Consider the following 25,760-nt stretch of genomic DNA (forward strand, 5'->3'; position numbering starts at 1 on the left):
TATGAACCACTTGCAGCGCGACAAAAACTTATTTGCTGACTTTCAGCTGCTCGATAACTTTTATGCGCTCGACCAACAGATTGTGAGTGCGCTCCGGAGCGCCCATCCGGTCCGGGCCGAGCAATTGCTTGAAACGTTGACGTTCGACCTTTTGAAACTTCCGGTCACGGATGAATATAGGAGTGTCCGCTTCTACTATCGCGGACTCGTCTATCACGTCATCCGCATGATTCCGGTCGACAACCCAAACGTCCAGACCGCGCTCACTTATACGAGTGCGCTCCTTATCTTGATCGACGAACTGACGACTACGCTCGACTTCATCTATGCCGTCCCGGTCATCGTCGATTCCTTGACGAAGATGATGGCTTTCTTGTCCCCACCCGTATCGACCAATCCGAACGTGACGACGATCATCCACTTGATCGAGGACCATCTGCAAGAACCGGCGTTATCGCTCCCTTGGATCGCCCAACGAATCGGTATGTCGAACAACTATCTGTCAGCCCTGTTCAAACAAGAAGTCGGGGAAAGTGTGCCAGAACGGATTCGCAGGCGACGGATCGATGCGTCGATCGCCGACCTGCTCGGTACGAATCTGCCGATTTGTGCCATCGGCGAAAAATACTGTTTTACCTCTTGCACGGCGTATATTACCACGTTCAAGACGTACAAGCAGATGACCCCGCTCCAATACCGCCAATTGTTTCTCACGTCTAAAAAGCGCGACGCCTCAACTTGAGACGTCGCGCTTTTGTTCGTCTTCCCATTCTTCCCGAAGCATGCCCATCCGAATCGAATCGTAACGCTCACCACGGACGACGCGGACGCGCCGCATCCGACCTTCGAGCTGCATGCCGATCTTTTCAGCGACGCGCACCATGCGCTCGTTCCCTGACCACGTCGTCAATCCGACCCGGACCGTCGAGAGCGTGTTAAACAGATGGTCGATCCAAAGTTTGAGCGCCCTCGTACCGACACCTTGATTCCAGCGGTCTGACTGATGAAGGATGATCCCGACTTCGAGCCATTCCTTTCCGGCGTCCTCATAATAGTAGGACACCGTACCGAATACCGTCCCATCGACTTCGACGACCCACATGTCGTCACGTCCGACGTGGCGGTCCGCCTCCTCCTGATACGCATCATAACTTTGCGCGCGATGTTCAAAATACGGTGCGTCCCACCGTTTCCATTCGGGCGCCGCTTCTTTGTAAATCAATTCCCATAACCGTCCCAAGTCGCACGCCTCGATCGGTCGAATAACCAGTTTCTCATCTCGATACATAATCTCTTCCTCTCCGTATATGCTCTTCACTCATTCGAGACGTCAGTTCGAATTCCCTTTTCTACGTTTGCGCCAGACGAGCGCCAAGATGACGAGGATCAAGCTCGCCGTCACCGAGACGACCGCGAACGGGCTCGTACCGGTCACGAACAATTCACCGAGCGTGACCGAATAAGCTAATCCGAACGACGTGACGAGCTTCGCTCCGGCTGCGATCATCACGAAACGTCCGAACGGTACGCGGCTGAATCCGGCCGCCAAACAAATGACTTCGTCCGGTAAGATCGGGATGATGAACAAGACGAGCAAGACACCGAGACCGTACTTGCCGACATAACGGTCATACGTCGCGAGCTTATCCGCATCGATCAAGTGCATGACCCGCTCCCGTCCGAACCGCGCGAGCCCGTACATGACGAGGATGCCGAGCGTCGTCGCGACACTGCCGATCATGGCCGCGCGCAACGGACCGAGGGCGACACTGCCGATCGGGACGCTGATCGCTTCCGGGACCGGCAACGCGATCGGCTGCAGGAAACTGAAGGCGGCGAACACCCAGACCGCATGAGCCTCATAACGTTCGAGCAGACGATCGAGCCCATACGTATCGTATAAGATGAGACCGAATGAGACGTAATAGATCAAGACAAATAATAAAAACAACGTGAATGTCACTTTCAACATCTGCTTCAAATAGACGCTCGACCCTTCACGGATCGACCGCAACAGACCGATCGATAGAGCCAACAGGACAACCCCGGTCCATCCGAGTTGATACGGCAATAAGAGTGTCGGCAAGACGACGAACGGCAATATGCTCAACGCGACTAATGCGACCCCATACCCCCAGTAAATCATGTTTCGTTCCCCCATGTGACATCGCCCTCTCCCCGTTCTACTCTTAGTTTACCCGGATTTAGGTGAACATGTATCCATCCTAAGCTGTTGAAGCGGTCAGTCTTTTGCCCGAGAAAAAAGGCCACGACCGAAAACGGTCGTGACCTCTCCCTCACTCTGCGAGTGCTGCTTGGATGAAATCGTGGAACAAGCGCTGCGGGCGCTCAGGACGCGAAATCAATTCTGGGTGGAACTGTGACGCGACGAACCACTTGTGTTCTGGAATCTCGATGATCTCGACGAGACGGCCGTCCGGGCTCGTCCCCGAGAACTTGAATCCTTCCGCTTCGAACGCTTCACGGTACTCGTTGTTGAACTCGTAGCGATGGCGATGACGCTCATAGACGAGCTCTTGGTTGTAAGCGGCGTGCGCTTTCGTGCCCGGCTCAAGTTTACAAGGGTAAAGGCCGAGGCGGAGCGTACCGCCGAGGTCCTCGATATCTTTTTGCTCAGGAAGAAGGTCGATAATCGGGTAGTTCGTCGTCGGATCGATCTCCGCCGAGTGGGCGCCGTCTAACTTCAAGACGTTACGGGCAAACTCAACCGTCGCGAGTTGCATCCCGAGACAGATCCCGAAGAACGGGACGTTGTTCTCACGCGCATAACGCGTCGCTTCAATCTTCCCTTCAATCCCACGCTCGCCGAAGCCGCCCGGGACGAGAATACCGTCGGCGTCGCCGAGAAGCGCATCGACGTTTTCAGCCGTCACCTCTTCTGCGTTGACCCAGTCGATGTCGATGTCGGCGTTGAACGCGTAACCGGCATGTTTGAGCGATTCGGCGACCGAGATATAGGCGTCGCGGAGTTCGACGTATTTTCCGACGAGCGCGATCTTCACTTTCTTCTCGAGGTGCGTGACCGTATGGACAAGGTTTTTCCAAGCCGTCATGTCAGCCGGTGGCGTGTTGAAGCCGAAGTAGTCGTTGACGAGCTGGTCCATGCCTTGTTTTTGAAGGTTGAGCGGCACTTCATACAACGTCGACGCGTCTTGTGCCTCGATGACCGCTTCTTTGCGTGTGTCGCAGAAGAGGGCGATCTTTTCACGCATCTCTTCCGGGATATCATACTCGGTACGGAGCACGATGATGTCCGGCTGGATTCCGTAACTGCGGAGCTCTTTGACGCTGTGTTGTGTCGGTTTCGTCTTCATCTCGCCAGCTGCGCGAAGGTATGGGACGAGCGTACAGTGAACATACATGACGTTCTCTTTGCCGATGTCGTTCTTCACTTGTCGAATGGCCTCAATGAACGGAAGCGACTCGATGTCCCCGACTGTTCCACCAATCTCTGTGATGACGACGTCCGCGTTCGTCTCGCGGCCGGCACGGAAGACGCGGTCTTTAATCTCGTTCGTGATATGCGGGATGACTTGGACCGTCCCCCCGTTATAGTCACCGCGACGTTCTTTTTTCAATACCGTCGAGTAGATGCGCCCCGACGTCACGTTCGCGTTTTGCGACAAGTTGATGTCGATGAAACGCTCGTAATGTCCGAGGTCAAGATCGGTCTCGGCGCCGTCGTCCGTGACGAACACCTCACCGTGCTGGTATGGGCTCATCGTCCCTGGGTCGATATTGATATATGGGTCAAACTTTTGAATCGTTACGTTCAAACCTCGGTTTTTAAGCAGACGTGCGAGTGAAGCGGCTGTGATCCCTTTACCGAGTGAAGATACTACCCCACCTGTTACGAAAATATACTTTGTCATCATCATTCTCCTCTCTTGAATGCCCACATCGGGAAACGAAAAACAAAAAAAGCAAAAGTGCCCCCACTGACATGGGGGACACTTTTGCTGCATCGTACGTGCTAAACTAGCCCATGACTAATTTACGTCAGAGACGATGCAGTCGTCAAGTTATTATTTTTTTCTTGGTCACGTGTGCCAAAAAAGAAAAAGAGACACGCCTAGCCGGGACAAATGCCCGGCTTTTTGCGGTCTCTTATAAGTCGTCCTCGTCTTCAAGGTCGAGGTCGTCGTCTAAGTCGTCGTCCTTGAACTCGTCAAGGTCTGGTACTTTTTCAGTTTCATCATCCGCATCAAATTCAGATGCATCGAAATCTTCACCTTTAGCAAAGACGTCAAGGTCGTCTTCGATGTCGACGATGCCTTCGTCCGTCTCATCGAGATCTTCCTCAAACTCGTCGAGCTCGCCGCGTTGGCGTGCCTCGATGACGAGATCTTCGTCTGACTTATCGAACGGATACCAAACACGAAGCGCCCAACGGTTAGCTCCCAAGTTGACGAATAGTCCGTCGATGTTCATGTCCGTGTAGAGTTGCGCGATTTTCTCGAGCTCTTCCTCTTCACTTGTGAACGTATAGTTTTGTCTGATCTGCTCGCGGATTTCATCAAATGAAACTGGTTGCTCCCCAGTCTTTTGAAGAATTTCGTAAACAAAATCGATCAACGATTTATTCATTAAAGGACACTCCTTTTCCGTCACTAGTTAAACATCACTCCTCATTATAAACAAAACCGATATAAAAAAGCTAGAGGAAATTATTTCGGTTCCGCTTGATTTTTATTGACGCGTTGCCAATAGATTGTAATCAATCCAACGTTAAACAACCAAGTCAGACCGAGTACCCCCATCATCCAGCCGCGAGGAATTTGAAACGACAGCTCGGCATTGACTGTCTGTCCAACGTAGAGACCATAGCTTAATATTCCGACCATCAAAGCGGAATAGGCGACGACCATGCCAAATCGTTTCCATAGTTGAAGCAGTAACGAAGCAAACTCTTTGTTGTCTCCATAGTATTCATATAAGTAGACGTGCCCGGCACTTGAGTACATCGTTTGGACGTAACCGCTCACGAACAGGACGGGAATGAACACGAGCGGTTCGATGAAACCTAAGAAAAACACCAGAGATGAGACGAACAGGACGAGATAAGGACGGCGAGCCAACTCGAAAACGCGACTAATCAATACCCAACCGATAACCCCTGCCAAAAATGGGACAAATACATAGAAGAGGAGTACTTGAAACGAATATAGGGCGAGACTGACGAATACGGCACCGATCAATGTCCATCCCCCGAACAAGCCGACGACGAACGCAAGCAATTGGACTTGTCGCGTCCTAGTCGCGCTGACGTATGTTCTCGTCCGTTCTTGGAACAGAACCCAGCCCACATATCCTAGTAAAATGACCATCAACAAAAATATTTCAATGTAGCCTCTCGTTCCTTCTAACAAACTAAGAAGACGGCTCACTAACGTAAATAATGTGACGGCGATGAAGGCGCCCACAAACTTTACCGTCGTCAATGTCCAAGTTGCCGTTTTTTGGAGTGGCAATTTTCTCACGAATAACCATGGCAGGACGAGGCTGACAAGGAATAAGATGACGGCCCCATTGTAAGATTGGGTGAGCGTGTATGAGAATGCGGCGATCCACGCAACGAGTGCCAATACGAGCGGCAATGAACTCCCTTTGTCCTCCGTCGGTTCTTTTGGTACAGACAGTTCACTCAGTTGGGACAAAATCGTCGTCATGATCGACCCGACGCCAATTGAGCCGACGCCGACTAAAAATGCACTCAACTCAACGGCCCATTCAAACGGCAACAAAAAGCAGATCAGTCCGCCGACCAGTACCCATAAAGCAATCAAAAACGTCTGTTTCGACCCGAGACGACCGATGACATAAACCCACAACAATAGACCCGACATACTCGCGACATAAAAAATCATGAATGGGATTAAACCCCCGGCGCCTTCTTCTAATGCCATGACTGACAAATACAAAATTTGCGGGAGGATTTGGCTGCTGAGCGCACTCACGATTGTCAATAAAACAATAGCGTTTTTCACATGCGTCCCCTTCTTTCTTGACGGACCCCTAAATAAAAGCTTCTTTGAATCTTTTTCCCGGTTTTCCGATGGAATAACGCTGGCTCCGAATGATTTCATCCGCTTAGTCACTGAGGATAAAGCGATTACACATTCACACCTTACTTTTCCCACTACTTAGCCGATATAAAGATGACAGCTATATTCTACATACGATGAAAAAGGAGATTTTTGAATGACACTCTTCCGTAAACCGAAAAAACCTGATTATACCGCATCAATCGCTTTCCCTGACGCAACGACCATCGCACAACCATCAGACAAACGCCTGAGCGGACGCGCGCATTATATGGGCTATACGTCGACTCAAGTCGAACGACTTCAAGCGATGGCCCCACTCGTCGAATCCGTGCTTGATGACGTGTTAGAAAGCGTACTCGACCATTTGATGTTGCAGCCTGACATGGTCAAGATCGCCAACGCCTCATCGACGCGCGAGCGTTTGAAAAAAGTATTCGCCGACTACTTCCGCAGCTTGTTGACGGGTCGGATCGATGAGAAGTTTCTCGCCATGCGTAAACGCATGGGACAGACCCACCATAATTTCTCGGTACCGGTCGTCTGGTTCCTCGCGACGTATTCTGCCTTCAACACGTTGCTCGTCCCGAAAATAGTCGAGCACTATCAACACGATCCGGCGGCGATGACAGAGTCGTTGCTCGCGTTGTCTCACGCGATGAATTTAGACGCTCAAATCGTGACCGAGCAGTACGTCGACGCCAGACTCGGTGAAATCGAATCGGCAAACGCGGCCCGGACCGATTTGTTGACCGATATCGGTCGTGTCAGCACGGAAGTCGCAACGACGATGGAACGGACCGGCGCCGCCATGTCCGAGACGAGCGACCGGGCCCACCAAGTGTTGTCTGAAACCGAACAGACGGAGAAGATGAGCCGTCACTTGATGGAACTGACGCAAACGAACGGCAAACAGATCGAGCAGATGGAGACGGAGTTCACGCAATCGGCGACATACGTCGACGCCTCGCTCGAGCGCATCACAGCACTCAAAGACGGCTCGCAAGAGATCGTCAGCATGACCCGCAGCATCGAACAGATCGCCAACCAAACGAACTTGCTCGCGTTGAACGCCTCAATCGAGGCGGCCCGGGCCGGTGAGCACGGCAAAGGCTTCGCCGTCGTCGCGACCGAAGTCCGGACACTCGCCGAGAACGCCAAACAGCTCAGCAGCCAGATTAACGTTCTCATTCATGAGAACGAGACGAACATCGCCGCCCTTCTCGACCAGATGGGACAAATGCATCGGACGAACGACGAGGCGATGCGTCAGTTGAATGCGGTCAAAGTCGGCTTCTCGACTGTGAAAGACGAGATGGGAAACTACGTCCTCTCGTTCGAACGCAACAAGCAAGACCTCGGACAGATGGTCGAGACGATCTCAGCCATCAACGAGACGACGCAAGGACTGTCTCACCTCACGTCTTCACTGCTCACAAAATCCGAAATGTAAGTAAACGAAATCCGGGCCTGGTCGCTGACCAAGCCCGGATTTGTTTTACATCAGTTTTGCCAAAAATGCCGTCGCGACACCGAAGTAGATGAGCAACGACAAAATATCGTTGATTGTCGTAATGAGCGGACCAGAGGCGACGGCCGGATCAACGTTTAATCGATACAAGATGAGCGGGATGATGGTCCCGGCGAGCGTACCGATGATGAGCGTCATAAGCAGCGAACTACCGACGACGAGACCGAGCGTCCAACTATCCTGCCAGAAAAATGCGATTACTGCAATTAACATGGCACACGTGACACCGATGATGAGGCCGACCTTTAGTTCCCGAAAGATGAGTGCACCAACTTGCCTCGGCGTTAAATCACGGGTTGCGAGTCCTCGGACGACGACGGCAAGTGACTGTGTCCCGGTATTCCCGGTCATCCCAGCAATCATCGGCATGAAGAACGCGAGCGCGACGACTTGTTCGATCGTACCTGAGAATCTATCGATGATACTGCCAGAAATCAAACCGATGAACAACAGTAAAATCAGCCACGGTAAACGCCGATAGGCCGCGACGAGCGGTAACGTGTCAAAATCAATCGACTTACCAGACGCGGACAGTTTCTCGATATCCTCGTTCGCCTCTTGAATGACAATATCGATAATGTCATCGATTGTGATGACGCCGACGAGCCGGTTGCCATCCTCGACGACAGGAATCGAGATGAAGTCATAACGACCAATCAACTTTGCTACATCTTCCTGATCGGTCATCACGTCGACTTTAACGACGCGTTTGTACATGACGTCCGCAATCGCCTCGTCCGGTTCGGCCAAAATTAAATCTTTATACGAAACGACACCGACGAGTCGTTTTTCTTCATCCACTACGTATAAATAGTTCAAGTATTCAGCGAGTGCGGCGAAGTCTTTCAATTTATTGACGGCTTGACGAATCGTAAAATATTGCGGAATCCAAACGAACCGGTTGTTCATCAGACGTCCCGCCGTCTCCGGAGGATAGGTCATCATATTTTGGACGATACTCGATTCCTCATCTTTCATCTCAGATATGAGTTCCTCGACTTTTTCCGGATCGAGCTCGGACAAGAACGACATGACATTGTCATTTTCCATTAAATCGAGGACTTCGGTCGTCCGTTCAAAACCGAGCCGGTGTAGTACTTGAAGCCGTGTCGTCTGATCGAGTTCTTGAATCATGTCGGTCATTTGCTCGATGGTCAAATACAATAAAAACTTATTCTGATGTTTGCTCGGCAACAGTTTGTATTGCTGGGCGACATCGTATGGCTGCAGTTCATCAACGATGTTCTGAAACTCGTTCTTTTTGGCTTCTTTTAATGCTTGAATGATGGCCAAAGCAATCTCGTTATCGGTCATCAATTCGACCATATGCTCACTTCCTTTATTCGATCTAATCTTTGCTTATTCCCATTTTTACGATGCGACGAACAAAAAAGACAGAGCACAAAGGCTCCGTCTTAGCGATTACTGTACAAGCGGTTCTGGTACTTCGATCGGCTTCAGTGAGCGATCGAGCAGCTCGACGACGTCGAACGTTCCGACCGTCTCATCGACTTCTTTCGCTTTCGTACCGTCCGAGAGCATCGTCAAGCAGTATGGACATGCCGAACCGATGACCGTCGGCTTCGTCTCGAGCAACTGCTCGGTCCGAGCGACGTTGACACGCGTCCCGACTTTCTCTTCTTGCCACATGAGTCCGCCACCGGCTCCACAACACATGCCGTTCTCGCGGTTACGTGCCGCCTCGACGAGCTCGACACCTGGAATTCGTTCGAGGACGAAACGCGGTGCGTCATAGACGTTGTTATAGCGGCCGAGATAGCACGAGTCATGGTAGACGACGCGTTCGTTCACGGCGAAGTCCGGCTTGACCCGTCCCGTATCGAGCAGTTCGGCGAGCAGCTCGGTATGATGGTACACTTTCACACCAGTCAGCCCGAAGTCCGGATACTCGTTTTTGAACGTGTTGTACGCGTGCGGGTCGACTGTGACGATTTTCGTGACGCCGTATTTCTCGAACAGTTTGATGTTCGCTTCGGCGAGTTCTTGGAACAATAGTTCGTTCCCGATTCGGCGCGGCGTGTCCCCTGAGTTCTTCTCCTCGTTCCCGAGGATGGCGAACGAGACACCGGCCTTGTTTAAGACACTCGCGAAGCTTTGGGCGACTTTTTGGCTACGGCTGTCGTAAGAGCCCATCGCCCCGACCCAGAAGAGAAATTCGAACTCTTCTCCCGCTTTCTTCTTCTCTTTGGCAGTCGGGATGACGAGCTCTTCCCGGTCTTTGCGCCAGTTTTCGCGCTCTTTCCGGTTCATGCCCCACGGGTTGCCTTGGCGCTCGATGTTCGCGACCGTACGTTGCGCCTCAGGGTCCATCTTCCCTTCCATCATGACGAGGTAACGGCGAAGGTCGATGATTTTATCGACGTGCTCGTTCATGACCGGACATTGGTCTTCACAGTTTCGGCATGTCGTGCACGCCCAAATCTCTTCTTCCGTGATGACGTTGCCGATCAACTCATCGGCGACGAGCATGTGCCCGTTTTGGGCCGCGGCCGCGATCTCCGCACCTTGCGTGTTTTGGAACATGAGGGCCGGTGCCCACGGTGATTTCCGCGTGATGGCCGCCCCTTTCATGTTCATATGGTCACGCAGCTTGACGATGAGATCCATCGGCGACAGCATCTTGCCGGTACCGGTCGCCGGACAGACGTTCGTACAGCGCCCACACTCGACACAAGCGTACAAGTCGACGAGTTGCTTCTGGTTGAAGTCCTCGATTTTGTTGACACCGAAGACGACTTCTTCGTCCGACTCTTCCGCGTCTTCCATCGCCGAGAAATCGACCGGCGCGAGACGGCCGACTTTGTGCGTCCGGCCGAGCCAGACGTTTAACGTGCCGGCGATCAAGTGGGCGTGCTTGCCTTGCGGGATGTAAATCATGAAGCTGAGCAAGAACATGAGGTGTAGCCACCAGAAGACGACGAACAAGGCGAAAGCGACGCCCCCAGGTACCCAAGCGAACGCTGAACCGATCAGTGTCGCGACCGGTTCGCCCCACATCGGCAGCTCTTCTTTATAGACGAGATAGAACCCGTTGCCGAACAAGACCGATACCATGAGCCCGCCGATGAAGATGAGGGCGAGGCCGGCCATAAAGTTCCGCTTCAAGCGCACAAGTTTCTCGACGTAACGGCGGTAGAATCCCCAAACGACCGCGACGAGAATCATGAGCATGACGATTTCTTGCATGAACGTGAAGATCGGATAGACCGGTCCGAGCGGCACATGCGGGAAGCGTGTCCCGACGGCGAGCCCTTTCCAGATGAAGTCGATGGCCCCGAACTGGACGAGGATGAACCCATAGAACATCATGACGTGGATGATTCCGCTCTTCTTATCCTTCAGTAGTTTCTTTTGACCGAACACGTTGATCATGACTTGTTCGAGCCGTTCCTTATTCGTTTGGCTCCATTCTGCCTTCTTCCCAAGCTTGATGAACGTATACCGCTGATAGACGAGCGTCGCGAACAAATACAGTCCATAGCCAAGAACAAACAAGAATAGAATCCAGTTGACGATTAAAAATGTCGACATCCCCAAAACTCCCCCTTATGAAAACGGATTCAATCTTGAGTTCAGTATAACAAAAAGTGAATGAACAGTCATTCATTTTCTTGTTGGAATCAAAAGTCGAGCACATGCTTCAAGAACAACAAGATGCCGCCGTAGCCAAAAACGGCGAGCACGAACGTCCGGAAGTGGAGGTTGCGGTCGGCCGGCAGCTCGAACTTGACGATATTGAGGATCATCGCCCCGGCGACGAACGCGAACAGGAGCGCCTCGACGTGCGTCGCGAGATCGATGAAACGGGCGAACAAGCCGCCAACGAGAATCCCGCCGCTCAAAAAATAACGGCCTTGCGTCAAATAACGTTCCCCGTAGTGACGGTACAAGTCGTGTCCGACAGCGAGAAAATGGACACCGAGCGCGGTCGCATAAAAACTACGTGCCACAAACGTGACCGATGTCGCCGTGACGACGTAAGCCGAGAACGACATGTATGCCGTCAGAAGCGTCACTTGAAGCCAATACGATACGGTGCGGTCGATCGTCTCGTCTTGAAAGTACGGTGTCCGCACGAACCGCATCGTCCCGTAGAAGACGGTGAAGCCGAGCAGACTGACGACGTAAATCTCTGACGGCAAGGCAAGGTCGAGCCAGTTGACTCGAAGCGTATCTTGGCGCTTGTTGAGAGATGGTAACAGATACATGAAAAAATACGTGATGGCGATCCCGCTCGAAAATGAGAACCATTTTTTAGACGGTACCCGGTCGCGTGGAAACAAATAAATCCCAAAGAAATTGATGAGCACTAAATACACGACAATCCAGTTCGCCATCCCATGTCACCCTTTCAGTTCAATCCAAAATCGCTCGACGACGGTTCCATCTTCTTCGGTATACGGTGTGTCGGCGACACCCCCGTTGTTCAAAATGACTTGGCGAGAGGCGACGTTCTCTCGGTCACACGTGATGAGCGCCCGCTCAATCCCGAGTTCCTTCGCTTTCTCGAGCGCGAGACGTAGCTGTTCTGTCGCCAAACCGCGTCCGCGCGCACTCGGCTTGATGCCGTAGCCGATATGTCCCCCGAAGTTCAACAGGTGGGCGTTTAACTCATGGCGAATATTCGCCGCCCCGAGCAACTCGTCCCCGTCCGTCAACCAATACGTCGTGCTCGGCACCCAACCGTCCTCAATCTTTTCACGGTCTTCTGCGTCAAGTAGTCGTTTGACGTAGGCGTCAAAATCGCTTGTATCTTTATTAATCGTCGTCGGGACGATGTTGCTTCCGTCCTCTTTCCATTCGCTTAACAGGGCAAGAACTTGGTCTTGCTGTTCGACTGACGTCTTCACGAGCCGTAACATAGCATTTCCCCCTAATTATATGTATAGAAAAGACCGCAATGCGGCCTTAGTCTTCGAGTCCTAATCGTTTTGGCATCACGGGTGCGAGTTGTCTCGCTTCGTCTAAGCGACCGGCTTCGACGAGTGTGTGGAACCGCAAGAATTCCTCATGCTCAGCGTCACCGATTGCCGCCAAGTAGTCGATATAGCGGTCGTACACCGATTTATCTTCCGATCGCGCCTCGATCAACGCGATATAGAGCCGGACCGTGTCTTCTCCGTACAGGAGCGGGAACTCGTCGTTCAATTGGAGCAACTTGTCGACCGCGTCCATATCGACGCCGGTCTCATTGTCATAATGACCGATGACTTGTTCGGCATGGTCTTCGAGGCGGCCTCGCCATTCCTCATACTCTTCCTCGTTCGTCTCGAGCATCTCGAACCAATCCTCGTTCAACATTTCTTCAATTTTTTTCACACGTTCTGTAAAATTCATGTCGTTTCTCCTCCTTCAAACGTCCAAGCGACGTCGACTTCATAGTCGCCCGCCAAGTCGTCGTTCATTGCCAACTCGTAATGGAAACGGCAGCGGCCGTCCCGGACATCGAGCCGCACCGTTGTCGTCGCCATCGTCATCGACATATATGGATTTTTGTATAGGCTTTGTGTCAGCCGTCCTTCAATGAAGGAATGGTTCATCTCGATCGGTCCTTTACAGATGAGGGCGAGCCGCCCAGTCGTATATTTCAACGTCGTCGGTACGATGCCGTCCTCACGCTCTTGGTCGAACGTCAAGATGAAGCCGGTCTTTAATTCATAGTAGAGACCGTCGGCATGGAGCTCGATCGGTTCATCGACCTCACTGACTTTCGTCGTCTGCCGGACACGGACCCGTCGTGGTTCAATTGCCATGGTGATTCCCCTTTCCGCTGTCTCATCGTACCATATCTCCTAAACGGTCCGGAATCGCTAACTTTTTCTTTCCCGGTTCGCGCGCGCCTCACACTACAAAAAAGACAGGGTTTCCCCTGTCTTTGAGTCAGCTCAACTTGTAGACGCGTCCTTCGAACGGCTTCAAGTGGAGGAGCATCGTCTCATCATGCGCGTCGAGCGGCATGTTCTTCAAGACGACGTCGTCTGAACGAAGCATGATATCCGTCGCGAAGATCGCTTCTTTGCCCGTCAAGTTCGACATGACGAGGTATTGCGTGTCACCGAGCGTACGTGTGTAGGCGTAAATCTCCGGATGTTCCGGCAAGACGATATCGTACTTGCCGTAGACGAACGTCTCGTCGTCTTTACGGAGACGGATCATCTCTTTATAGAAGTTGAGGATCGAATCCTCGTCCTCGAGCTGCGCGTCGACGTTGATATCCGGATAGTTCGGGTTGATGCCGAACCACGGTTTCTCGGCGAACGTGAAGCCGGCATTCGCGGCGTCGCTCCATTGCATTGGCGTCCGTGTGTTGTCACGCGACGAGTTCCACGTGATCTCCATCATCTCTTCATGGCTCTTGCCGTGCTCACGTCCGATATAGTAACGGTTACGTGTCGCGATGTCGTCGTACTGGTCGATCGAATCGAACTTCACGTTCGTCATCCCGATCTCTTGGCCTTGATAGATGAACGGTGTCCCTTGCATGAGGAAATACATCATCGCGATCGACTTGGCGCTCTCTTTCCAGTAACGCTCATCGTCGCCCCATGACGACACGGTCCGTGTCTGGTCGTGGTTCTCGACATACAAGGCGTTCCAGCCGTCTGCCTCGAGGCCTTTTTGCCATTTCGTCAAGACGTTTTTCAAATGGACGACGTCGAGTTTCGACTCGGCGTCTTCACGCCAAAGACCCATATGCTCGAATTGGAACACCATGTTCATCTTGCCGTCCTTCTCACCGACCCAAAGGTGGGCGTCGTCAGGCGAGACGCCGTTCGCTTCACCGACCGTCATGATGTCGTGTTTGTTGAACGTCTCGTCACGGAGTTCTTCCAGGTAGCCGTGGATACCGTCGACGTTCATGTGCATCTCGAACGACGGCACGAAGTCGAGGCCTTCCGGATTCGGAAGATCGCCGAACGACGGGTGTTTACGGATATGGCTGATGGCGTCGACGCGGAAACCGTCGATGCCTTTGTCGAGCCACCAATTGATCATGTTGTAGATCGTCTGGCGCATCTTAGCGTTCTCCCAGTTGAGGTCCGGCTGTTTCTTCGAGAAGACGTGCAAGAAATACTGTTCGGTCGTCTCGTCGAACTCCCAAGCCGAGCCGCCAAAGATCGACTCCCAGTTGTTCGGCTTCGAACCGTCGGGCTTCCCGTCGCGCCAAATGTACCAGTCACGCTTCGGATTGTCTTTCGAGCTCTTCGATTCGATGAACCACGGGTGCTCGTCTGACGTGTGGTTGACGACGAGGTCCAAGAGCAGCTTCATGCCGCGCGCATGGACTTCTTCCAAGAGACGGTCAAAGTCTGCCATCGTCCCGAACTCGTCCATGATGTCCTCATAGTCACTAATGTCATAACCGTTGTCGTCGTTCGGCGACTTGTACATCGGGCAAATCCAGATGACGTCGACGCCGAGGTCTTTCAAATAATCGAGTTTGTCGATGATGCCTTGAATGTCACCGATCCCGTCCCCGTTCGCGTCGTAAAAACTGCGCGGATAGATTTGATAGGCGACGGCTTCTTTCCACCAATTTCGTTTTAAAGTTTTTGTCTGTTGGTCACGTTGTAAAAGTTGCATATCTCAATAAGACTCCCTTGTCTCTAAACTCACTGCGCATCCTATATACTTATCCTAATATCAGTGCTATTTTTTTCTTCTTACGGTTAGCGCAATCGTTTGCACGATTACAGTAAGTTTATCTTACCAAAAATCATTCGCCGACACAAAGAAGTTTTAAATAGCTTGCTCACCGTGTACCCTACACGATTTGAAAACCAATTGAAAGCGAGGCGACTCATATGATTCGTTTGGCCACCGTGTCCGACATATCTCCCATCGATACGCTTATTTTAACGAAAGCGATGGAGTTTAAAGCTGCCGGCAAAACGCAATGGCAAAAATATTTAGAGCCGAGTCGGACCGATACTGTGACGTATGACGTCACGAACGGGACGGTGTACGTATATGAAGAGAACGACACCATCATCGGGGCGGTCAGTCTGATCCCGCCGACGTCGTGGGATGAGAACTTATGGAACGACGCCGACACGGCCGTCTACGTGCATCGCCTCGTCGTCGACTCACGTCATAAAGGAAAACAGATTGGTTCCCAATTGATGCGTCAGGCAGTGGCCGGGTCAAAACGGATCCGGCTCGACTGTGTCGCGACGAACGGATTTTTGAACGACTATTATCTTCGCTTCGGCTTCAGCTACGTCGGCGAACGCGACGGTTTTTCCTTATTTGAAAAACAAGCTTGACGTGACGTCACGCTTTACGCTGAATTCAAGGAGGTGAGGCTTATGTATTCGATTCAGCAGCTCGCGAAGCTCGCCGGGACGACGGTTATCCTCTCTATGCGAAACGGGACGTACGATTCTGTTCTAGCAGTCGCTCGACGCAATCCAACATTACTGCATCAAAAATAGCTGAAAGGCCAAAGCGAGCTCGCTTTGGCCTTTACTCTGCCGTCCGTCGATCATATACGCCCTCTTCGAGCATCGATTCAATTTGACGACGCAAAAGCGGCAGAGCCGTCACAAGTTGAAGATAAGGATACGTCGCAAAGTTATCGGTGCCACCGACATAAAGGACGGACCGGTCGAGTACAGTCCAGCCTCTGTCGCCCCATTGTTCGATTCTCACTTCACAGACGTCAGGCTTAGCGCGAAACGCCCAGTAAGCTTCAAGTTGTCCTTTGGCCATCGAAGGGCTGACCGTTAAAATCGGACAGTCAAGACGGTGCAGTCGGCTCATGTCGACGGGTCCGGTCTCGTGCAAGATCACGAGTTGTGGTTGTAAGCGATCAAGCCACATCATCGTTCGTGCGTCATTCAGTGACGTGACACGCAACAGATGATGCGATGGGATCGGATTGTCGTTCAGCGGATAACGTGCTTGTAACTCTCGGACGCGCTGACGACTGAATCGGCACATGAGCGGTGACATAAAGCGAACGTATGATTGACGCATCCACTCGTTGATCGAGTCGGGCCGCACTTCAGCCGGACCGTCTTCTTTGATCACATGGGTCACCCCGAGATTCCGGATCGCCTGGTACACATAAGTCGAAGTCGGATCCTCGCCGATACATAAGACGATCGGACGCGTCATAAGCCCTCCTTCCCTCTCTTTGAAGCGTCATCGTCTGTCTGGTCTGTAAATTCTGGCCCCATCGCCGAAAGTGCTATGTCAAAAGAACCGAACATCTGTTGGATATCTTTAAGCGCCGGTCCTTTCCCGTCTTTTTTTGCCATATTTCATAACCCCATGGCGAGAGGACGGCCAAATCCTCACTCGCTTCTTTCAACGCCGATAGAATATCTTGTTCCGTGAACGCTTTACGCGTCGACAATCCGATTTCTTCAAGTGCTTGCGTCCAAGACCCGAAGCGCCGAACGACTTTTGTGATACTCGGACGTTGGTTCGCTTTCGCCCATTTCGCATACGTCGTTGAATTAAATGGTTCGATTTCATCGCTCGCATCGAGCAACGCTTGAATAATTTCAATCTTTTGGTCTTTTGCCATCATCCCGAGTAGATCGGCCTCAATCAATGCGACCTTCCAAGACCCAAACTGGATGACAACTTCCGTGAGCGTCGGAGCATCATGGTCATGCGCCCATTTTCGGTAATCGGCACTACTGATCGAGCCAAGATCCTTCGCTGCCCGGCGAAGCGTTCGCAACATTTCCGACTTCGTGAAACGCGGCATCTGGTTTTCAAACCCGACGAGCCGCAGCACGTTCGCCCACGAACCATACACCTCTAACAGTTCGAGTACGGTCGGTCCGCCGTTCGCTTGTTGCCATTGCTGGTACATATGGATTGTGAGACGACCGTCATCGGCGGCCGTCCTCAACTGGTGAATCACTTGTTTCTCTTCCATGCCGCCTCCCCCTTTTATATGCGACGACTCATCCCACTTCACGAGCGCTAATTTGCGCAAATAAATTGATTTGCCGTGTCAAAATTTTCGATTCATCGAACCGTTCCTCGACGACTTCGCGACCTCGGCGACCGTATGATTCGATCCGATCTGAATGCTCGATGAACGACTCCATCGCCTCCGCGAGCGCTTGCGGACAGGCCACCGGGACGAGGTATCCCGTCTCTCCGTCAATGACTTCTTCTCGACAACCGCGGATGTTGGTCGCGATGACCGGAAGACCTGACGCCATCGCCTCTAAAATGGAACGGGGGAGCCCTTCCCGATAAGACGGTAACAGAAAGACGTCATGACGGTTGAACAAAGACGGGGTGTCTATGACGTATCCGACGTAATGAACGTTCGGATTGTCTACCAAGTGAGCTTCAACGAGTTTGGCGGTCTCTTGATCCCGCTCATTCGACAGCAACTCTCCGGCAATCGTGAGTGTCGCTCCCGGATGACGCGCAGACACTTCCTGAAACGCCTCGAGTAGATCGAGGATCCCCTTTTCTTTGACGAGGCGACCGACGAACAGAAACTTTAACTGCTTCGGGTCAACTGTTTTTTCAAGCGGTTGGAATCGAGTCAAATCAATCCCGTTCCCGAGATGAAGCAGACGGTCATCGCTTTTAAATTGTCGGGTCTTGGCGAGCGAATAATCTTCCTCACTTTGGAGCAGCAGCCAGTCGGTCGCGAGTGCGGCAAGCGATTTTTCGAGCCAAAACACGAGTTCATAGGCGACCCGGCTCATCCGTTCATGGAAGTAAAAGCCATGGGCCGTGTACAGAATGTGTGGGGTGCGGGCGATTCGGGCCGCAACCCGTCCGAGCGCGGCCGCAACCGGCGTATGGACATGGATCGCGTCATACTTCTCCCGTCTGAGCAAGGCAACGAGCCCTTGAATCGTCTGCACGTTCCGCTTCGGATGGAATTTGCGATCGATAGGCAGCGTATGGATGACCCAACCTTCCGACCGCAACCGGTCCGTCCGGTCACCGTAGGCACAGGCGACATCGACTTGGTGCCCTTCGGCTTTCAGCGACTCGATGAGCGGACGCAACAGGACGTCAGCGGTCACGTCGACCGCGCAGAATTGAAGGATCTTTAAAGGCGCCATAAGTGGACCTCCTCTGGCTTCGTCGCTCGGTTTAAGATACCTTTTAAATCCATGACGATCCCTCGTCCCATCTTCAACTGACGTTCGGCGATTTTCCAACCGGCACTCACGAATTCATCGTGTGAGACGGCGTAGATGACGACTTCCGCCGGCTTGAGCTCATGGTACGGTTTTACTTGGATCCCGTATTCTTGTTCGACTTCCTCATGGTGGACGAGCGGGTCGTACACTTGCACCTCAAGGCCGAACTCCTCGATTTCCCGCACGAGTGTCGCGACTTTTGAATTACGGATATCACTGACGTTCTCTTTGAACGACATGCCGAGCACGGTGACCCGTGAGCCGAGTACCGGCATGTTTTGACGGATCATCGTTTTAATGAGCGACGTGGCGATGAAGCTGCCCATCGTCTCGTTGATGCGCCGACCGGCTAAAATGACCTCAGGGTGATAGCCGAGCATCTCAGACTTCATCGTCAAATAGAACGGGTCGACCCCGATACAATGGCCACCGACGAGCCCAGGCCGGAAGTTCAGGAAGTTCCATTTCGTTCCGGCCGCTTCTAACACTTCAAGCGTATCGATGTTCATCCGCTCGAAGATGATCGCGAGCTCATTCATCAATGCGATGTTCAAGTCTCGCTGCGTGTTCTCGATCACTTTCGCGGCTTCGGCGACTTTGATGGACGAAGCGCGATGCACACCGGCATCGACGACCGTCTCATATACGGCTGCGACGATATCAAGCGTCTCCTCATCCTCGGCGGCGACGACTTTCTTGATCGTCCGGAACGTGTTGACCCGGTCCCCTGGATTGATACGCTCTGGCGAATAGCCGACTTTAAAATCAATCCCGGCCCGTAGACCCGACTCTCGTTCGAGCAGCGGGATGCATTCTTCTTCCGTCAGTCCAGGGTAAACGGTCGACTCGTAGACGACAATCGCCCCCGGCCGTAGGTGCTTGCCGACGGTTCGCGTCGCGCTACAGATCGGACCGAGGTCCGGCTGATTTTGTTCGTTGATCGGCGTCGGTACGGCGATGATGATAAAATCCGCCTCTTCAAGCTGTGATGCGTCGGTCGTATATGCGACTGAGGCGATTTCAAGCGATTCCCGCTCGACTTCTCGCGTGCTGTCGAGATGACCGTTCAGTTCGTTGATGCGGGCCTCATTAATATCAAATCCGATGACGTCTCCGACTTCTCCGAGCGCGACCGCGACCGGGAGACCGACGTACCCGAGTCCGACGACGGCGATATGGCGATTGGCAATGGTTCTTCGTGCTGTCCGTGATTCTGAGATGAGTTTGTCCATGTCCATCTGCCTCCAGTTATTGTGAAATTTGATTCATCAACTTTTCGACGACGATGACTTTTCCGTTCGGGCCTCGAGGAATTTGTTTGACCGGCGTCAACGTAATCTCGACGCCGTCTCCGACGAGCTCTTTCAATCCCCGTCGAAGCACTTGTTCATGCGAAGAGGTAAAGCGATTTGGGTCTTTGATGTAGCGCATCTCGATGTGATGCAAATCGAACTGCCGAAACTGGACTTGAATGACCGAGTTCGGGAGCTCGCTGACGATCGTCGTCAAATCCCCTTCATAGACTTTGAGTCCTTTTGGCGTGACGATGAAATTCGATTGCCGTCCCTCGATCGACTCGACATACGTCCCGCCTTGACCGCACGGACAAGTCCCTTCCCCAAACTTCATCCGGTCCCCGATCCGGTAGCGGACGAGCGGTGTGCCGTGGGTCGTAAAGCTCGTGACGAGAATTTCGCCGTCCTCCCCGTAAGGCTCGATGACCCCCGTCTCGTGATGAAGGTGCATCCGTCCATGACTGCACTCGCTCAAAATCGGTGCGCCTTCTGAAGAAGCGTATTGGTCGAACACGGGCGCGTTGAACGCTTCTTCAAGCAACGACCGTCCAAACGCCGTGATTGTCTCTGACGTCGGGAACAAGGCGATCAGTTGGAAGTCGAGTTTGATGTTGTGCGCTTTAATGTATGAGGCCAGGTCAATCATGGCGGACGGGGCGCTATCGAGAACGCTTGGTTTGAACCGATTCAGTTCTGCGATATAGTGCGGGATATTCTCCTCGGTCAGATGGAACAACGACAGCAGTAGTTGATTCATCGGACGATTATACCGCCAAAACACGGGTTCCGCTTGATCCGGTTCACAAATGACGCGTCCCGTGAAACTGGCTCGTTTCATCCCTTTTTTAAAGCCGTGTTGTTCTTTAAAGTAATCCAAATGGGCCATCCGGATCTGATAATCTTCCGCTGTGAATTTCACTTGGAGCGACGCACCGGTCGTCCCGCCTGTCTTGCCGATAATGTCTGTCTTCACGTGCGAGTAGATTGCCGGGGTCGAGCGGACCGTTTCCTTCTCGAGTATCGGAATCTGTTTTAGATCTTCAATCGAGTCGAGCGGGAGCGATACGCCGGCCTCGTCGAATAACTGACGGTAATAGTCATTGTTCGCTTCGCAAAATGCTAAAAAGTCATTGAGTCGTCGAAGCTGGTCTGCTCGAACGGCCGCGTCATCCGTCGGACGGTTGCGTAGTGCGGCAAGCTCCTGCTCGTACGCTTTCCCGTAACGCTCTTGTGACAACTTCAAGCCATAAAGTGACGTCATCCAGTTTTGAAGGCGGATCGGCGCCTTAAAATATACGTCCCGCAACGCGAAGATTGCCATGATTGAACTCCCCTTTTGTATGGGTCAGACGTGAAGTCGCTTCACGACCCGAATTTTTCCGTTTGGTTCTTTTTTGATGGCCGGCACATTTTTAAGACGGATTCGCATATTCGGTGTGAACAGTCGTTCCACTTCTTGCTTTAATATCGTCTCATGTTCGTTTTCGAACCGGTCCTCATCTTTGACATACAACATTTCAATCTGGTCGATCTCATGTTGGAGCACTTGGACTTGAAGTACCGAGTTCGGTAGCACGGCGACGGTCGCCGTCAAGTCGCCTTCGAACACTTTATAACCTTCCGGTGTCTCAACGTAATTCATTTGACGACCATCGATCGACGAGATGACCGTACCGGTCTGGCCACACGGACACATCTCATCGCTGAGCGTCATCCGGTCTCCGATTCGATAACGGACGAGCGGCGTGCCATGGGTGGTGAAGCTCGTGACGAGCACGTCTCCGTTCTCTCCGGCCTCAATGATGCCGGTCTCCGGATGGAGGTGCATTCGTCCATGCTGACATTCGGTGACGAGCGGTGCGCCTTCTGAAGAAGCGTATTGGTCGTATACCGGGGCGTCAAAAACTTCCTCGAGCAATGCGCGTCCCCATGGCGACAACGTTTCCGACGTCGGAAAGATGGCGATTGGCTTGAACGTTAAGCGCATATCCGTGTCTTTTAAATACTTGGCGACTTCGATCATCGCGGACGGCGAACCGTCGAGGGCGTCAGGTTGAAAGTCGTTCAATGATTCGACGTAGGCCGGGATCGTTTTCGGATGAAAGTGAACGACCGAGTAGAGCATCTGTTTCATCGGAGCGTTATAACGCCAATAGACCGGCTCTTCCTGGCCGCGCGGACAAATCATCCGATCGGTGAAACTTGCTCGTTTCATCCCTTTTGTAAAGCCGTGCTGCTCTTTAAAGTAATCCAAATGGGCCATGCGGGCTTGGTAATCTTCGACCGTGAACCGGACTTGGAGTGCCGTCCCGGTCGTTCCACCCGTACACCCGACGATTGGTGCTTTAACATCCGAGAAAATAGTCGGTTCGGTACGGAGTGTCTCTTTCTCAAGCACTGGAATTTGTTTCAAATCGCTCAGTTGCAGAAGCGGTAGCTCCACGTGATGGCGGTCAAACAAGTCCCGATAGTAGCTATTATGCGTCTGACAAAACTTAAGGAACCGATTGAGCCGATTCAGTTGAGCTGTTTGCGGATCGACGAGCCGTCGACTTCGAAGCTTGGTCAACTCTTTTTCGTAATAGGGACCGTAACGCTCATGGTATAACTTCAACCCGTATAGCGAGATAAGCCAGTTTTGAACCGGCAACGGAGAGTTGGCATAGATTTTGTCTTGAAGTGACATCATCACTCGATTCCCTCCTTCAATGCATGGTGATACGTGATATACCAATCGATAAACTCATGCACCCCTTGTTCAATCGGGGTCTGTGGTTGAAAATCAATCGCTCCATACAATTCCGATGAATCGGCAAAACTTTCCGGTACGTCACCCGGCTGCAGCGGGAGTTCGTTCACGATTGCTCGCTTCCCGAGTTTTTTCTCGATGATCCGAATAAAATCCATCAGCTGGACGGGGCTATGATTCCCGACGTTGTAAACACGGAACGGGACGTCGCTTCGGTCAGGGAGCGGGTCGTGATAGTCAAACTCTTCGTCAGCGAACGGTTGAATGTCCATCAAGCGGACGATCGACTCAATCACGTCGTCGACGTAAGTGAAGTCACGGGCCATTTGCCCATAGTTATAGACGTCAATCGGTTCACCTTTAATGATGGCTTCTGTGAATTTGTACAGCGCCATATCTGGTCTTCCCCACGGTCCATAGACGCTAAAAAATCGTAGTCCGGTCGTCTTTAGACCGAACAGATGGCTATACGTGTGGGCCATCAGTTCATTCGCTTTCTTCGAAGCCGCATATAACGAGAGCGGATGATCGACCGGATGCTGTTCAGAGAACGGCATCTTTTGGTTCGAGCCGTACACGGAACTTGATGATGCATAAATCAATTGCTCGACCGGGAAGTTCCGGCACGCCTCAAGGATGTTTAAAAATCCGACGATATTCGATTGGATATAAGCGTCCGGATTTTCAAGACTGTAGCGGACGCCTGCTTGCGCAGCCAAGTTGACGACGATATCAGGACTCCGTTTCTCGAACACCCGTGTGACGGCCATTTTGTTCTCGAGCGAGTCCCGATACAGTTTGAAGTTCGGGTGCGTCAAGACGTAGAGACGCGCCTCTTTCAAATGAGGATCGTAGTAATCATTCACTTCATCAATGCCGACGACGTGGTGCCCTTCTCGCAACAGCCGGCGCGCCAAATGAAAGCCGATGAACCCTGCGACACCTGTGACGAGCACAGTCTTTTTCATAACGTCTTCCTCCTTTGAGTGGGGTCGCTCGAACGAATCCGAACGGGCTCGATCTGAGGCGCGAACATATCTGCCATCACTTCTTCCGGGATTTCGCTATTGGCGACGAACAAGAGGAAGGACGTCAATGCGCTTTGTTGGTCAAGCAGATGTTCAATCGTACGTAAAATTGGTTCGACCGATTTGAACGGTCGCGTACAGCCGACAAAAATTTTGTCGTACACTTGATTTTCGCTGCGTTCGCTCGTGGCAAGCAGCTCCTCATACAATTTCTCGCCCGGCCGGATTCCGCTGTATTCAATCGAAATTTGCTCAAGCGTGAAGCCGCTGAGCGTGATCATCCGTCGGGCCAAGTCGACGATTTTGACCGGCTGTCCCATATCAAGGACGAACACCTCACCGCCATTCGCGCGAACACTTGCTTGAACGACGAGCCGACTCGCCTCGGGGATGGTCATAAAGTAACGCGTCATCTCGGGATGTGTCACCGTGATCGGACCACCGCGTTCAATCTGTTCTTTGAACAACGGGACGACCGAGCCGCGACTGCCGAGGACGTTACCGAACCGAACGACCGAGAACGTCGTCGCACTATGACGCGCTTGTTGCTGAACAATCATCTCGGCGACCCGTTTCGTCGCGCCCATCACGTTCGTCGGATTGACCGCCTTGTCTGTCGAGATCATGACGAAACGTTCGACGTTGAACAAATCAGCGGTTTCGACCATATTTTTCGTACCATAGATGTTGTTCTTCACGGCCTCTTTCGGGTTCCCTTCCATGAGCGGGACGTGTTTATGGGCCGCCGCATGATAGACGATCTCAGGCTCGAACTGTTCGAACACTTCCATCAACCGCGCCCGGTCTTGGACGTCCCCAATGATCGGACAAATCTCCGTTTCTGTTTGTAAGTCTTTAAGTTCACGGTCAATCGAATAAATGCTGTTCTCGCCATGCCCGAACAAGACGAGACGACCGGGTTCGAATTTGATTAACTGCCGGCATAGCTCAGACCCAATCGATCCGCCAGCACCTGAAATCAAAATGGTCGTGCCTTTTAGCTTATGTGAGATCTCGGATACGTCGAGTTGGACCGGCTCTCGTCCGAGCAAGTCTTCGATTGCCACTTCCCTGATCTCATTCATCGATACTTTTCCGGACGCAAGCTCTGAGAGCATCGGTAACGCGTGTGATTCGACGCCCGTCTTCTCGATTCGCTTGAGCAGTTGCAGCCGTTTGCTGTAAGGCAGGGACGGGATTGCGAGAACAACGACTTCGATCCCGAGCTCTTCAATTTTTCGCTCGAGCGCATCAATCGGGCCAATGACCGGTGTCCCGTGGATATAGAGCCGTTGCAGGAACGGATTGTCGTCTAAAATACCGACGACGTTTAACACGTTCGTCCGATGTTCTTTCAACTCTTTCGTGATCTTTTGTCCTGAGTCCCCACCGCCGATGATGAGTGTCGCTTTCCCGCTCGGCGGTTCGTTCCGGAAGCGGAAGAAGGAACGGGTTCTCGCCACGATTCGGATGAACAACATTCCGTTGAACGCGAGCAGGCTCTGGACGAACAGCGCTTGATACGACACGCTTTTTAAAACGACGAGGGCAGCGCCGAGGACGAGCAGATCGCTCGTGAGCAACACGAGGGCGAGCAATTGTAGCTCGCGCATCGAACCGTAACGCCAGTCAATCCGATAAACGCGTGTCATCCACCCTAGGACGAGCAGAGCTGTACTCTTCAGCGCTAAAATCGTCATCAACTTCGTCGTGTCGCCGGAGACGGTCGTATCATGAGCGAACAACAGTTTGAACGTGAGAAAGATGGCTGCAGCCGCAATCGTCACGTCGAGCATCATAAGCATCGTGTTTTTTCGGTCCATCGGATAATGATTGAATCGAATAGTCATCCTGTCACCACCTTTAAAGATTGCCGAATGTAAACGGATTATTCGCTGATGCTAGATTAGTACCCGTTCGAGATTCACAATCTGAA

General features: G+C 52.3%; 24 protein-coding genes. 4 read left to right on the top strand and 20 right to left on the bottom strand.

All coding sequences use genetic code 11. The annotated features are described in order from the left end of the window. Position 1 precedes the first annotated feature (1 nt). The gene (locus BJU60_RS07215; RefSeq protein WP_141737231.1) at positions 2 to 742 is read left to right on the top strand and encodes a helix-turn-helix transcriptional regulator; all 741 of its coding nucleotides are present in this window, start codon (positions 2 to 4) and stop codon (positions 740 to 742) included. Here BJU60_RS07215 and BJU60_RS07220 read toward each other — a convergent pair. From BJU60_RS07220 to BJU60_RS07240, 5 genes are all read right to left on the bottom strand, one after another. Further along, the gene (locus tag BJU60_RS07220) at positions 734 to 1,288 is read right to left on the bottom strand and encodes a GNAT family N-acetyltransferase (protein WP_070328217.1); all 555 of its coding nucleotides are present in this window, start codon (positions 1,286 to 1,288) and stop codon (positions 734 to 736) included. The genes BJU60_RS07215 and BJU60_RS07220 overlap by 9 nt on opposite strands. A 42-nt stretch (positions 1,289 to 1,330) precedes the next feature. Then, positions 1,331 to 2,146: a TVP38/TMEM64 family protein gene (locus BJU60_RS07225; protein ID WP_236633442.1), complete on the bottom strand. Its 816-nt coding sequence runs from the start codon at positions 2,144 to 2,146 to the stop codon at positions 1,331 to 1,333. 151 nt (positions 2,147 to 2,297) lie between these two features. Further along, entirely contained in the window at positions 2,298 to 3,893 is a 1,596-nt protein-coding gene (locus tag BJU60_RS07230) for a CTP synthase (RefSeq protein ID WP_070328303.1), read from the bottom strand. 235 nt (positions 3,894 to 4,128) lie between these two features. Then, a complete protein-coding gene (gene rpoE, locus BJU60_RS07235) occupies positions 4,129 to 4,608 on the bottom strand; it encodes a DNA-directed RNA polymerase subunit delta (protein ID WP_070328219.1) in 480 nt (159 codons plus the stop codon). A gap of 80 nt (positions 4,609 to 4,688) precedes the next feature. Further along, positions 4,689 to 6,008 (bottom strand): hypothetical protein, encoded by a 1,320-nt coding sequence (locus tag BJU60_RS07240; RefSeq protein ID WP_070328220.1) that lies wholly within the window; start codon positions 6,006 to 6,008, stop codon positions 4,689 to 4,691. Positions 6,009 to 6,222: 214 nt separating this feature from the next. Here BJU60_RS07240 and BJU60_RS07245 point away from each other — a divergent pair, with 214 nt between their 5' ends. Beyond that, positions 6,223 to 7,518 carry a protoglobin domain-containing protein gene (locus BJU60_RS07245; RefSeq protein ID WP_070328221.1) on the top strand — a complete coding sequence of 432 codons (1,296 nt, stop codon included), beginning with the start codon at positions 6,223 to 6,225 and terminating at the stop codon, positions 7,516 to 7,518. 45 nt (positions 7,519 to 7,563) lie between these two features. On the opposite strand, the gene mgtE is transcribed toward BJU60_RS07245, so the two are convergent. From mgtE to BJU60_RS07280, 7 genes are all read right to left on the bottom strand, one after another. Next, positions 7,564 to 8,922 carry a magnesium transporter gene (gene mgtE / locus BJU60_RS07250; protein ID WP_070328222.1) on the bottom strand — a complete coding sequence of 453 codons (1,359 nt, stop codon included), beginning with the start codon at positions 8,920 to 8,922 and terminating at the stop codon, positions 7,564 to 7,566. A 96-nt stretch (positions 8,923 to 9,018) separates the two neighbouring features. Then, complete coding sequence (locus tag BJU60_RS07255; protein ID WP_070328223.1) at positions 9,019 to 11,148, bottom strand: heterodisulfide reductase-related iron-sulfur binding cluster; 2,130 nt, start codon at positions 11,146 to 11,148, stop codon at positions 9,019 to 9,021. Between the two features lie 89 nt (positions 11,149 to 11,237). Then, on the bottom strand, positions 11,238 to 11,954 hold the full coding sequence (locus BJU60_RS07260; protein WP_070328224.1) for a hypothetical protein: 717 nt from the start codon (positions 11,952 to 11,954) through the stop codon (positions 11,238 to 11,240). A 6-nt stretch (positions 11,955 to 11,960) separates the two neighbouring features. Continuing rightward, complete coding sequence (locus BJU60_RS07265; protein ID WP_070328225.1) at positions 11,961 to 12,479, bottom strand: GNAT family N-acetyltransferase; 519 nt, start codon at positions 12,477 to 12,479, stop codon at positions 11,961 to 11,963. Between the two features lie 46 nt (positions 12,480 to 12,525). Next, positions 12,526 to 12,954: a hypothetical protein gene (locus tag BJU60_RS07270; protein ID WP_070328226.1), complete on the bottom strand. Its 429-nt coding sequence runs from the start codon at positions 12,952 to 12,954 to the stop codon at positions 12,526 to 12,528. Then, complete coding sequence (locus tag BJU60_RS07275; RefSeq protein ID WP_070328227.1) at positions 12,951 to 13,370, bottom strand: DUF1934 domain-containing protein; 420 nt, start codon at positions 13,368 to 13,370, stop codon at positions 12,951 to 12,953. Before BJU60_RS07275 ends, BJU60_RS07270 begins: the two co-directional genes overlap by 4 nt. Positions 13,371 to 13,497: 127 nt before the next feature. Further along, positions 13,498 to 15,201 carry a glycoside hydrolase family 13 protein gene (locus BJU60_RS07280; protein ID WP_070328228.1) on the bottom strand — a complete coding sequence of 568 codons (1,704 nt, stop codon included), beginning with the start codon at positions 15,199 to 15,201 and terminating at the stop codon, positions 13,498 to 13,500. Between the two features lie 221 nt (positions 15,202 to 15,422). Here BJU60_RS07280 and BJU60_RS07285 point away from each other — a divergent pair, with 221 nt between their 5' ends. Both BJU60_RS07285 and BJU60_RS15440 read left to right on the top strand, forming a co-directional pair. Next, positions 15,423 to 15,884, top strand: a complete 462-nt coding sequence (locus BJU60_RS07285; protein ID WP_070328229.1) for a GNAT family N-acetyltransferase — start codon at positions 15,423 to 15,425, stop codon at positions 15,882 to 15,884. 42 nt (positions 15,885 to 15,926) lie between these two features. Beyond that, on the top strand, positions 15,927 to 16,052 hold the full coding sequence (locus BJU60_RS15440; protein WP_302050626.1) for a hypothetical protein: 126 nt from the start codon (positions 15,927 to 15,929) through the stop codon (positions 16,050 to 16,052). Positions 16,053 to 16,083: 31 nt separating this feature from the next. On the opposite strand, the gene BJU60_RS07290 is transcribed toward BJU60_RS15440, so the two are convergent. The 8 genes from BJU60_RS07290 to BJU60_RS07325 all read right to left on the bottom strand — a co-directional run bounded on the left by BJU60_RS07290 (position 16,084) and on the right by BJU60_RS07325 (position 25,674). Then, the gene (locus tag BJU60_RS07290) at positions 16,084 to 16,737 is read right to left on the bottom strand and encodes a hypothetical protein (RefSeq protein ID WP_070328230.1); all 654 of its coding nucleotides are present in this window, start codon (positions 16,735 to 16,737) and stop codon (positions 16,084 to 16,086) included. A gap of 73 nt (positions 16,738 to 16,810) precedes the next feature. Next, on the bottom strand, positions 16,811 to 17,512 hold the full coding sequence (locus BJU60_RS07295) for a hypothetical protein (protein WP_070328231.1): 702 nt from the start codon (positions 17,510 to 17,512) through the stop codon (positions 16,811 to 16,813). A 28-nt stretch (positions 17,513 to 17,540) separates the two neighbouring features. Further along, positions 17,541 to 18,671, bottom strand: coding sequence for a glycosyltransferase family 4 protein (locus BJU60_RS07300; RefSeq protein WP_070328232.1), 1,131 nt, complete (start codon positions 18,669 to 18,671; stop codon positions 17,541 to 17,543). Then, positions 18,659 to 19,990, bottom strand: coding sequence for a nucleotide sugar dehydrogenase (locus BJU60_RS07305; RefSeq protein ID WP_131464634.1), 1,332 nt, complete (start codon positions 19,988 to 19,990; stop codon positions 18,659 to 18,661). The genes BJU60_RS07300 and BJU60_RS07305 overlap by 13 nt, the downstream gene beginning before the upstream one ends. A gap of 10 nt (positions 19,991 to 20,000) precedes the next feature. Then, a complete protein-coding gene (locus BJU60_RS07310; RefSeq protein ID WP_070328234.1) occupies positions 20,001 to 21,368 on the bottom strand; it encodes a phenylacetate--CoA ligase family protein in 1,368 nt (455 codons plus the stop codon). 24 nt (positions 21,369 to 21,392) lie between these two features. After that, positions 21,393 to 22,736: a phenylacetate--CoA ligase family protein gene (locus BJU60_RS07315; protein ID WP_083274054.1), complete on the bottom strand. Its 1,344-nt coding sequence runs from the start codon at positions 22,734 to 22,736 to the stop codon at positions 21,393 to 21,395. Next, positions 22,736 to 23,764 carry an NAD-dependent epimerase gene (locus BJU60_RS07320; protein WP_070328235.1) on the bottom strand — a complete coding sequence of 343 codons (1,029 nt, stop codon included), beginning with the start codon at positions 23,762 to 23,764 and terminating at the stop codon, positions 22,736 to 22,738. Before BJU60_RS07320 ends, BJU60_RS07315 begins: the two co-directional genes overlap by 1 nt. Continuing rightward, positions 23,761 to 25,674: a polysaccharide biosynthesis protein gene (locus tag BJU60_RS07325; protein WP_070328236.1), complete on the bottom strand. Its 1,914-nt coding sequence runs from the start codon at positions 25,672 to 25,674 to the stop codon at positions 23,761 to 23,763. The genes BJU60_RS07320 and BJU60_RS07325 overlap by 4 nt, the downstream gene beginning before the upstream one ends. Between the last annotated feature and the right edge of the window lie 86 nt (positions 25,675 to 25,760).

This window comes from Exiguobacterium aurantiacum (assembly GCF_001766415.1).
Taxonomy (GTDB): Bacteria; Bacillota; Bacilli; order Exiguobacteriales; family Exiguobacteriaceae; genus Exiguobacterium; species Exiguobacterium aurantiacum_A.

What these genes read in the sequence shown, in the direction of transcription:
- BJU60_RS07245 (WP_070328221.1), top strand. Translation starts at nt 6,223, where the DNA reads ATGACACTCTTCCGTAAACCGAAAAAACCTGATTATACCGCATCAATC.
- BJU60_RS07305 (WP_131464634.1), bottom strand. Translation starts at nt 19,990, where the DNA reads ATGGACATGGACAAACTCATCTCAGAATCACGGACAGCACGAAGAACC.
- rpoE (WP_070328219.1), bottom strand. Translation starts at nt 4,608, where the DNA reads ATGAATAAATCGTTGATCGATTTTGTTTACGAAATTCTTCAAAAGACT.
- BJU60_RS07215 (WP_141737231.1), top strand. Translation starts at nt 2, where the DNA reads ATGAACCACTTGCAGCGCGACAAAAACTTATTTGCTGACTTTCAGCTG.
- BJU60_RS15440 (WP_302050626.1), top strand. Translation starts at nt 15,927, where the DNA reads ATGTATTCGATTCAGCAGCTCGCGAAGCTCGCCGGGACGACGGTTATC.
- BJU60_RS07265 (WP_070328225.1), bottom strand. Translation starts at nt 12,479, where the DNA reads ATGTTACGGCTCGTGAAGACGTCAGTCGAACAGCAAGACCAAGTTCTT.
- BJU60_RS07320 (WP_070328235.1), bottom strand. Translation starts at nt 23,764, where the DNA reads ATGAAAAAGACTGTGCTCGTCACAGGTGTCGCAGGGTTCATCGGCTTT.
- BJU60_RS07295 (WP_070328231.1), bottom strand. Translation starts at nt 17,512, where the DNA reads ATGGAAGAGAAACAAGTGATTCACCAGTTGAGGACGGCCGCCGATGAC.
- BJU60_RS07220 (WP_070328217.1), bottom strand. Translation starts at nt 1,288, where the DNA reads ATGTATCGAGATGAGAAACTGGTTATTCGACCGATCGAGGCGTGCGAC.
- BJU60_RS07290 (WP_070328230.1), bottom strand. Translation starts at nt 16,737, where the DNA reads ATGACGCGTCCGATCGTCTTATGTATCGGCGAGGATCCGACTTCGACT.
- BJU60_RS07225 (WP_236633442.1), bottom strand. Translation starts at nt 2,146, where the DNA reads ATGATTTACTGGGGGTATGGGGTCGCATTAGTCGCGTTGAGCATATTG.
- BJU60_RS07275 (WP_070328227.1), bottom strand. Translation starts at nt 13,370, where the DNA reads ATGGCAATTGAACCACGACGGGTCCGTGTCCGGCAGACGACGAAAGTC.
- BJU60_RS07285 (WP_070328229.1), top strand. Translation starts at nt 15,423, where the DNA reads ATGATTCGTTTGGCCACCGTGTCCGACATATCTCCCATCGATACGCTT.
- BJU60_RS07315 (WP_083274054.1), bottom strand. Translation starts at nt 22,736, where the DNA reads ATGATGTCACTTCAAGACAAAATCTATGCCAACTCTCCGTTGCCGGTT.
- BJU60_RS07280 (WP_070328228.1), bottom strand. Translation starts at nt 15,201, where the DNA reads ATGCAACTTTTACAACGTGACCAACAGACAAAAACTTTAAAACGAAAT.
- mgtE (WP_070328222.1), bottom strand. Translation starts at nt 8,922, where the DNA reads ATGGTCGAATTGATGACCGATAACGAGATTGCTTTGGCCATCATTCAA.
- BJU60_RS07255 (WP_070328223.1), bottom strand. Translation starts at nt 11,148, where the DNA reads ATGTCGACATTTTTAATCGTCAACTGGATTCTATTCTTGTTTGTTCTT.
- BJU60_RS07270 (WP_070328226.1), bottom strand. Translation starts at nt 12,954, where the DNA reads ATGAATTTTACAGAACGTGTGAAAAAAATTGAAGAAATGTTGAACGAG.
- BJU60_RS07260 (WP_070328224.1), bottom strand. Translation starts at nt 11,954, where the DNA reads ATGGCGAACTGGATTGTCGTGTATTTAGTGCTCATCAATTTCTTTGGG.
- BJU60_RS07300 (WP_070328232.1), bottom strand. Translation starts at nt 18,671, where the DNA reads ATGGCGCCTTTAAAGATCCTTCAATTCTGCGCGGTCGACGTGACCGCT.
- BJU60_RS07230 (WP_070328303.1), bottom strand. Translation starts at nt 3,893, where the DNA reads ATGACAAAGTATATTTTCGTAACAGGTGGGGTAGTATCTTCACTCGGT.
- BJU60_RS07325 (WP_070328236.1), bottom strand. Translation starts at nt 25,674, where the DNA reads ATGACTATTCGATTCAATCATTATCCGATGGACCGAAAAAACACGATG.
- BJU60_RS07310 (WP_070328234.1), bottom strand. Translation starts at nt 21,368, where the DNA reads ATGGCAATCTTCGCGTTGCGGGACGTATATTTTAAGGCGCCGATCCGC.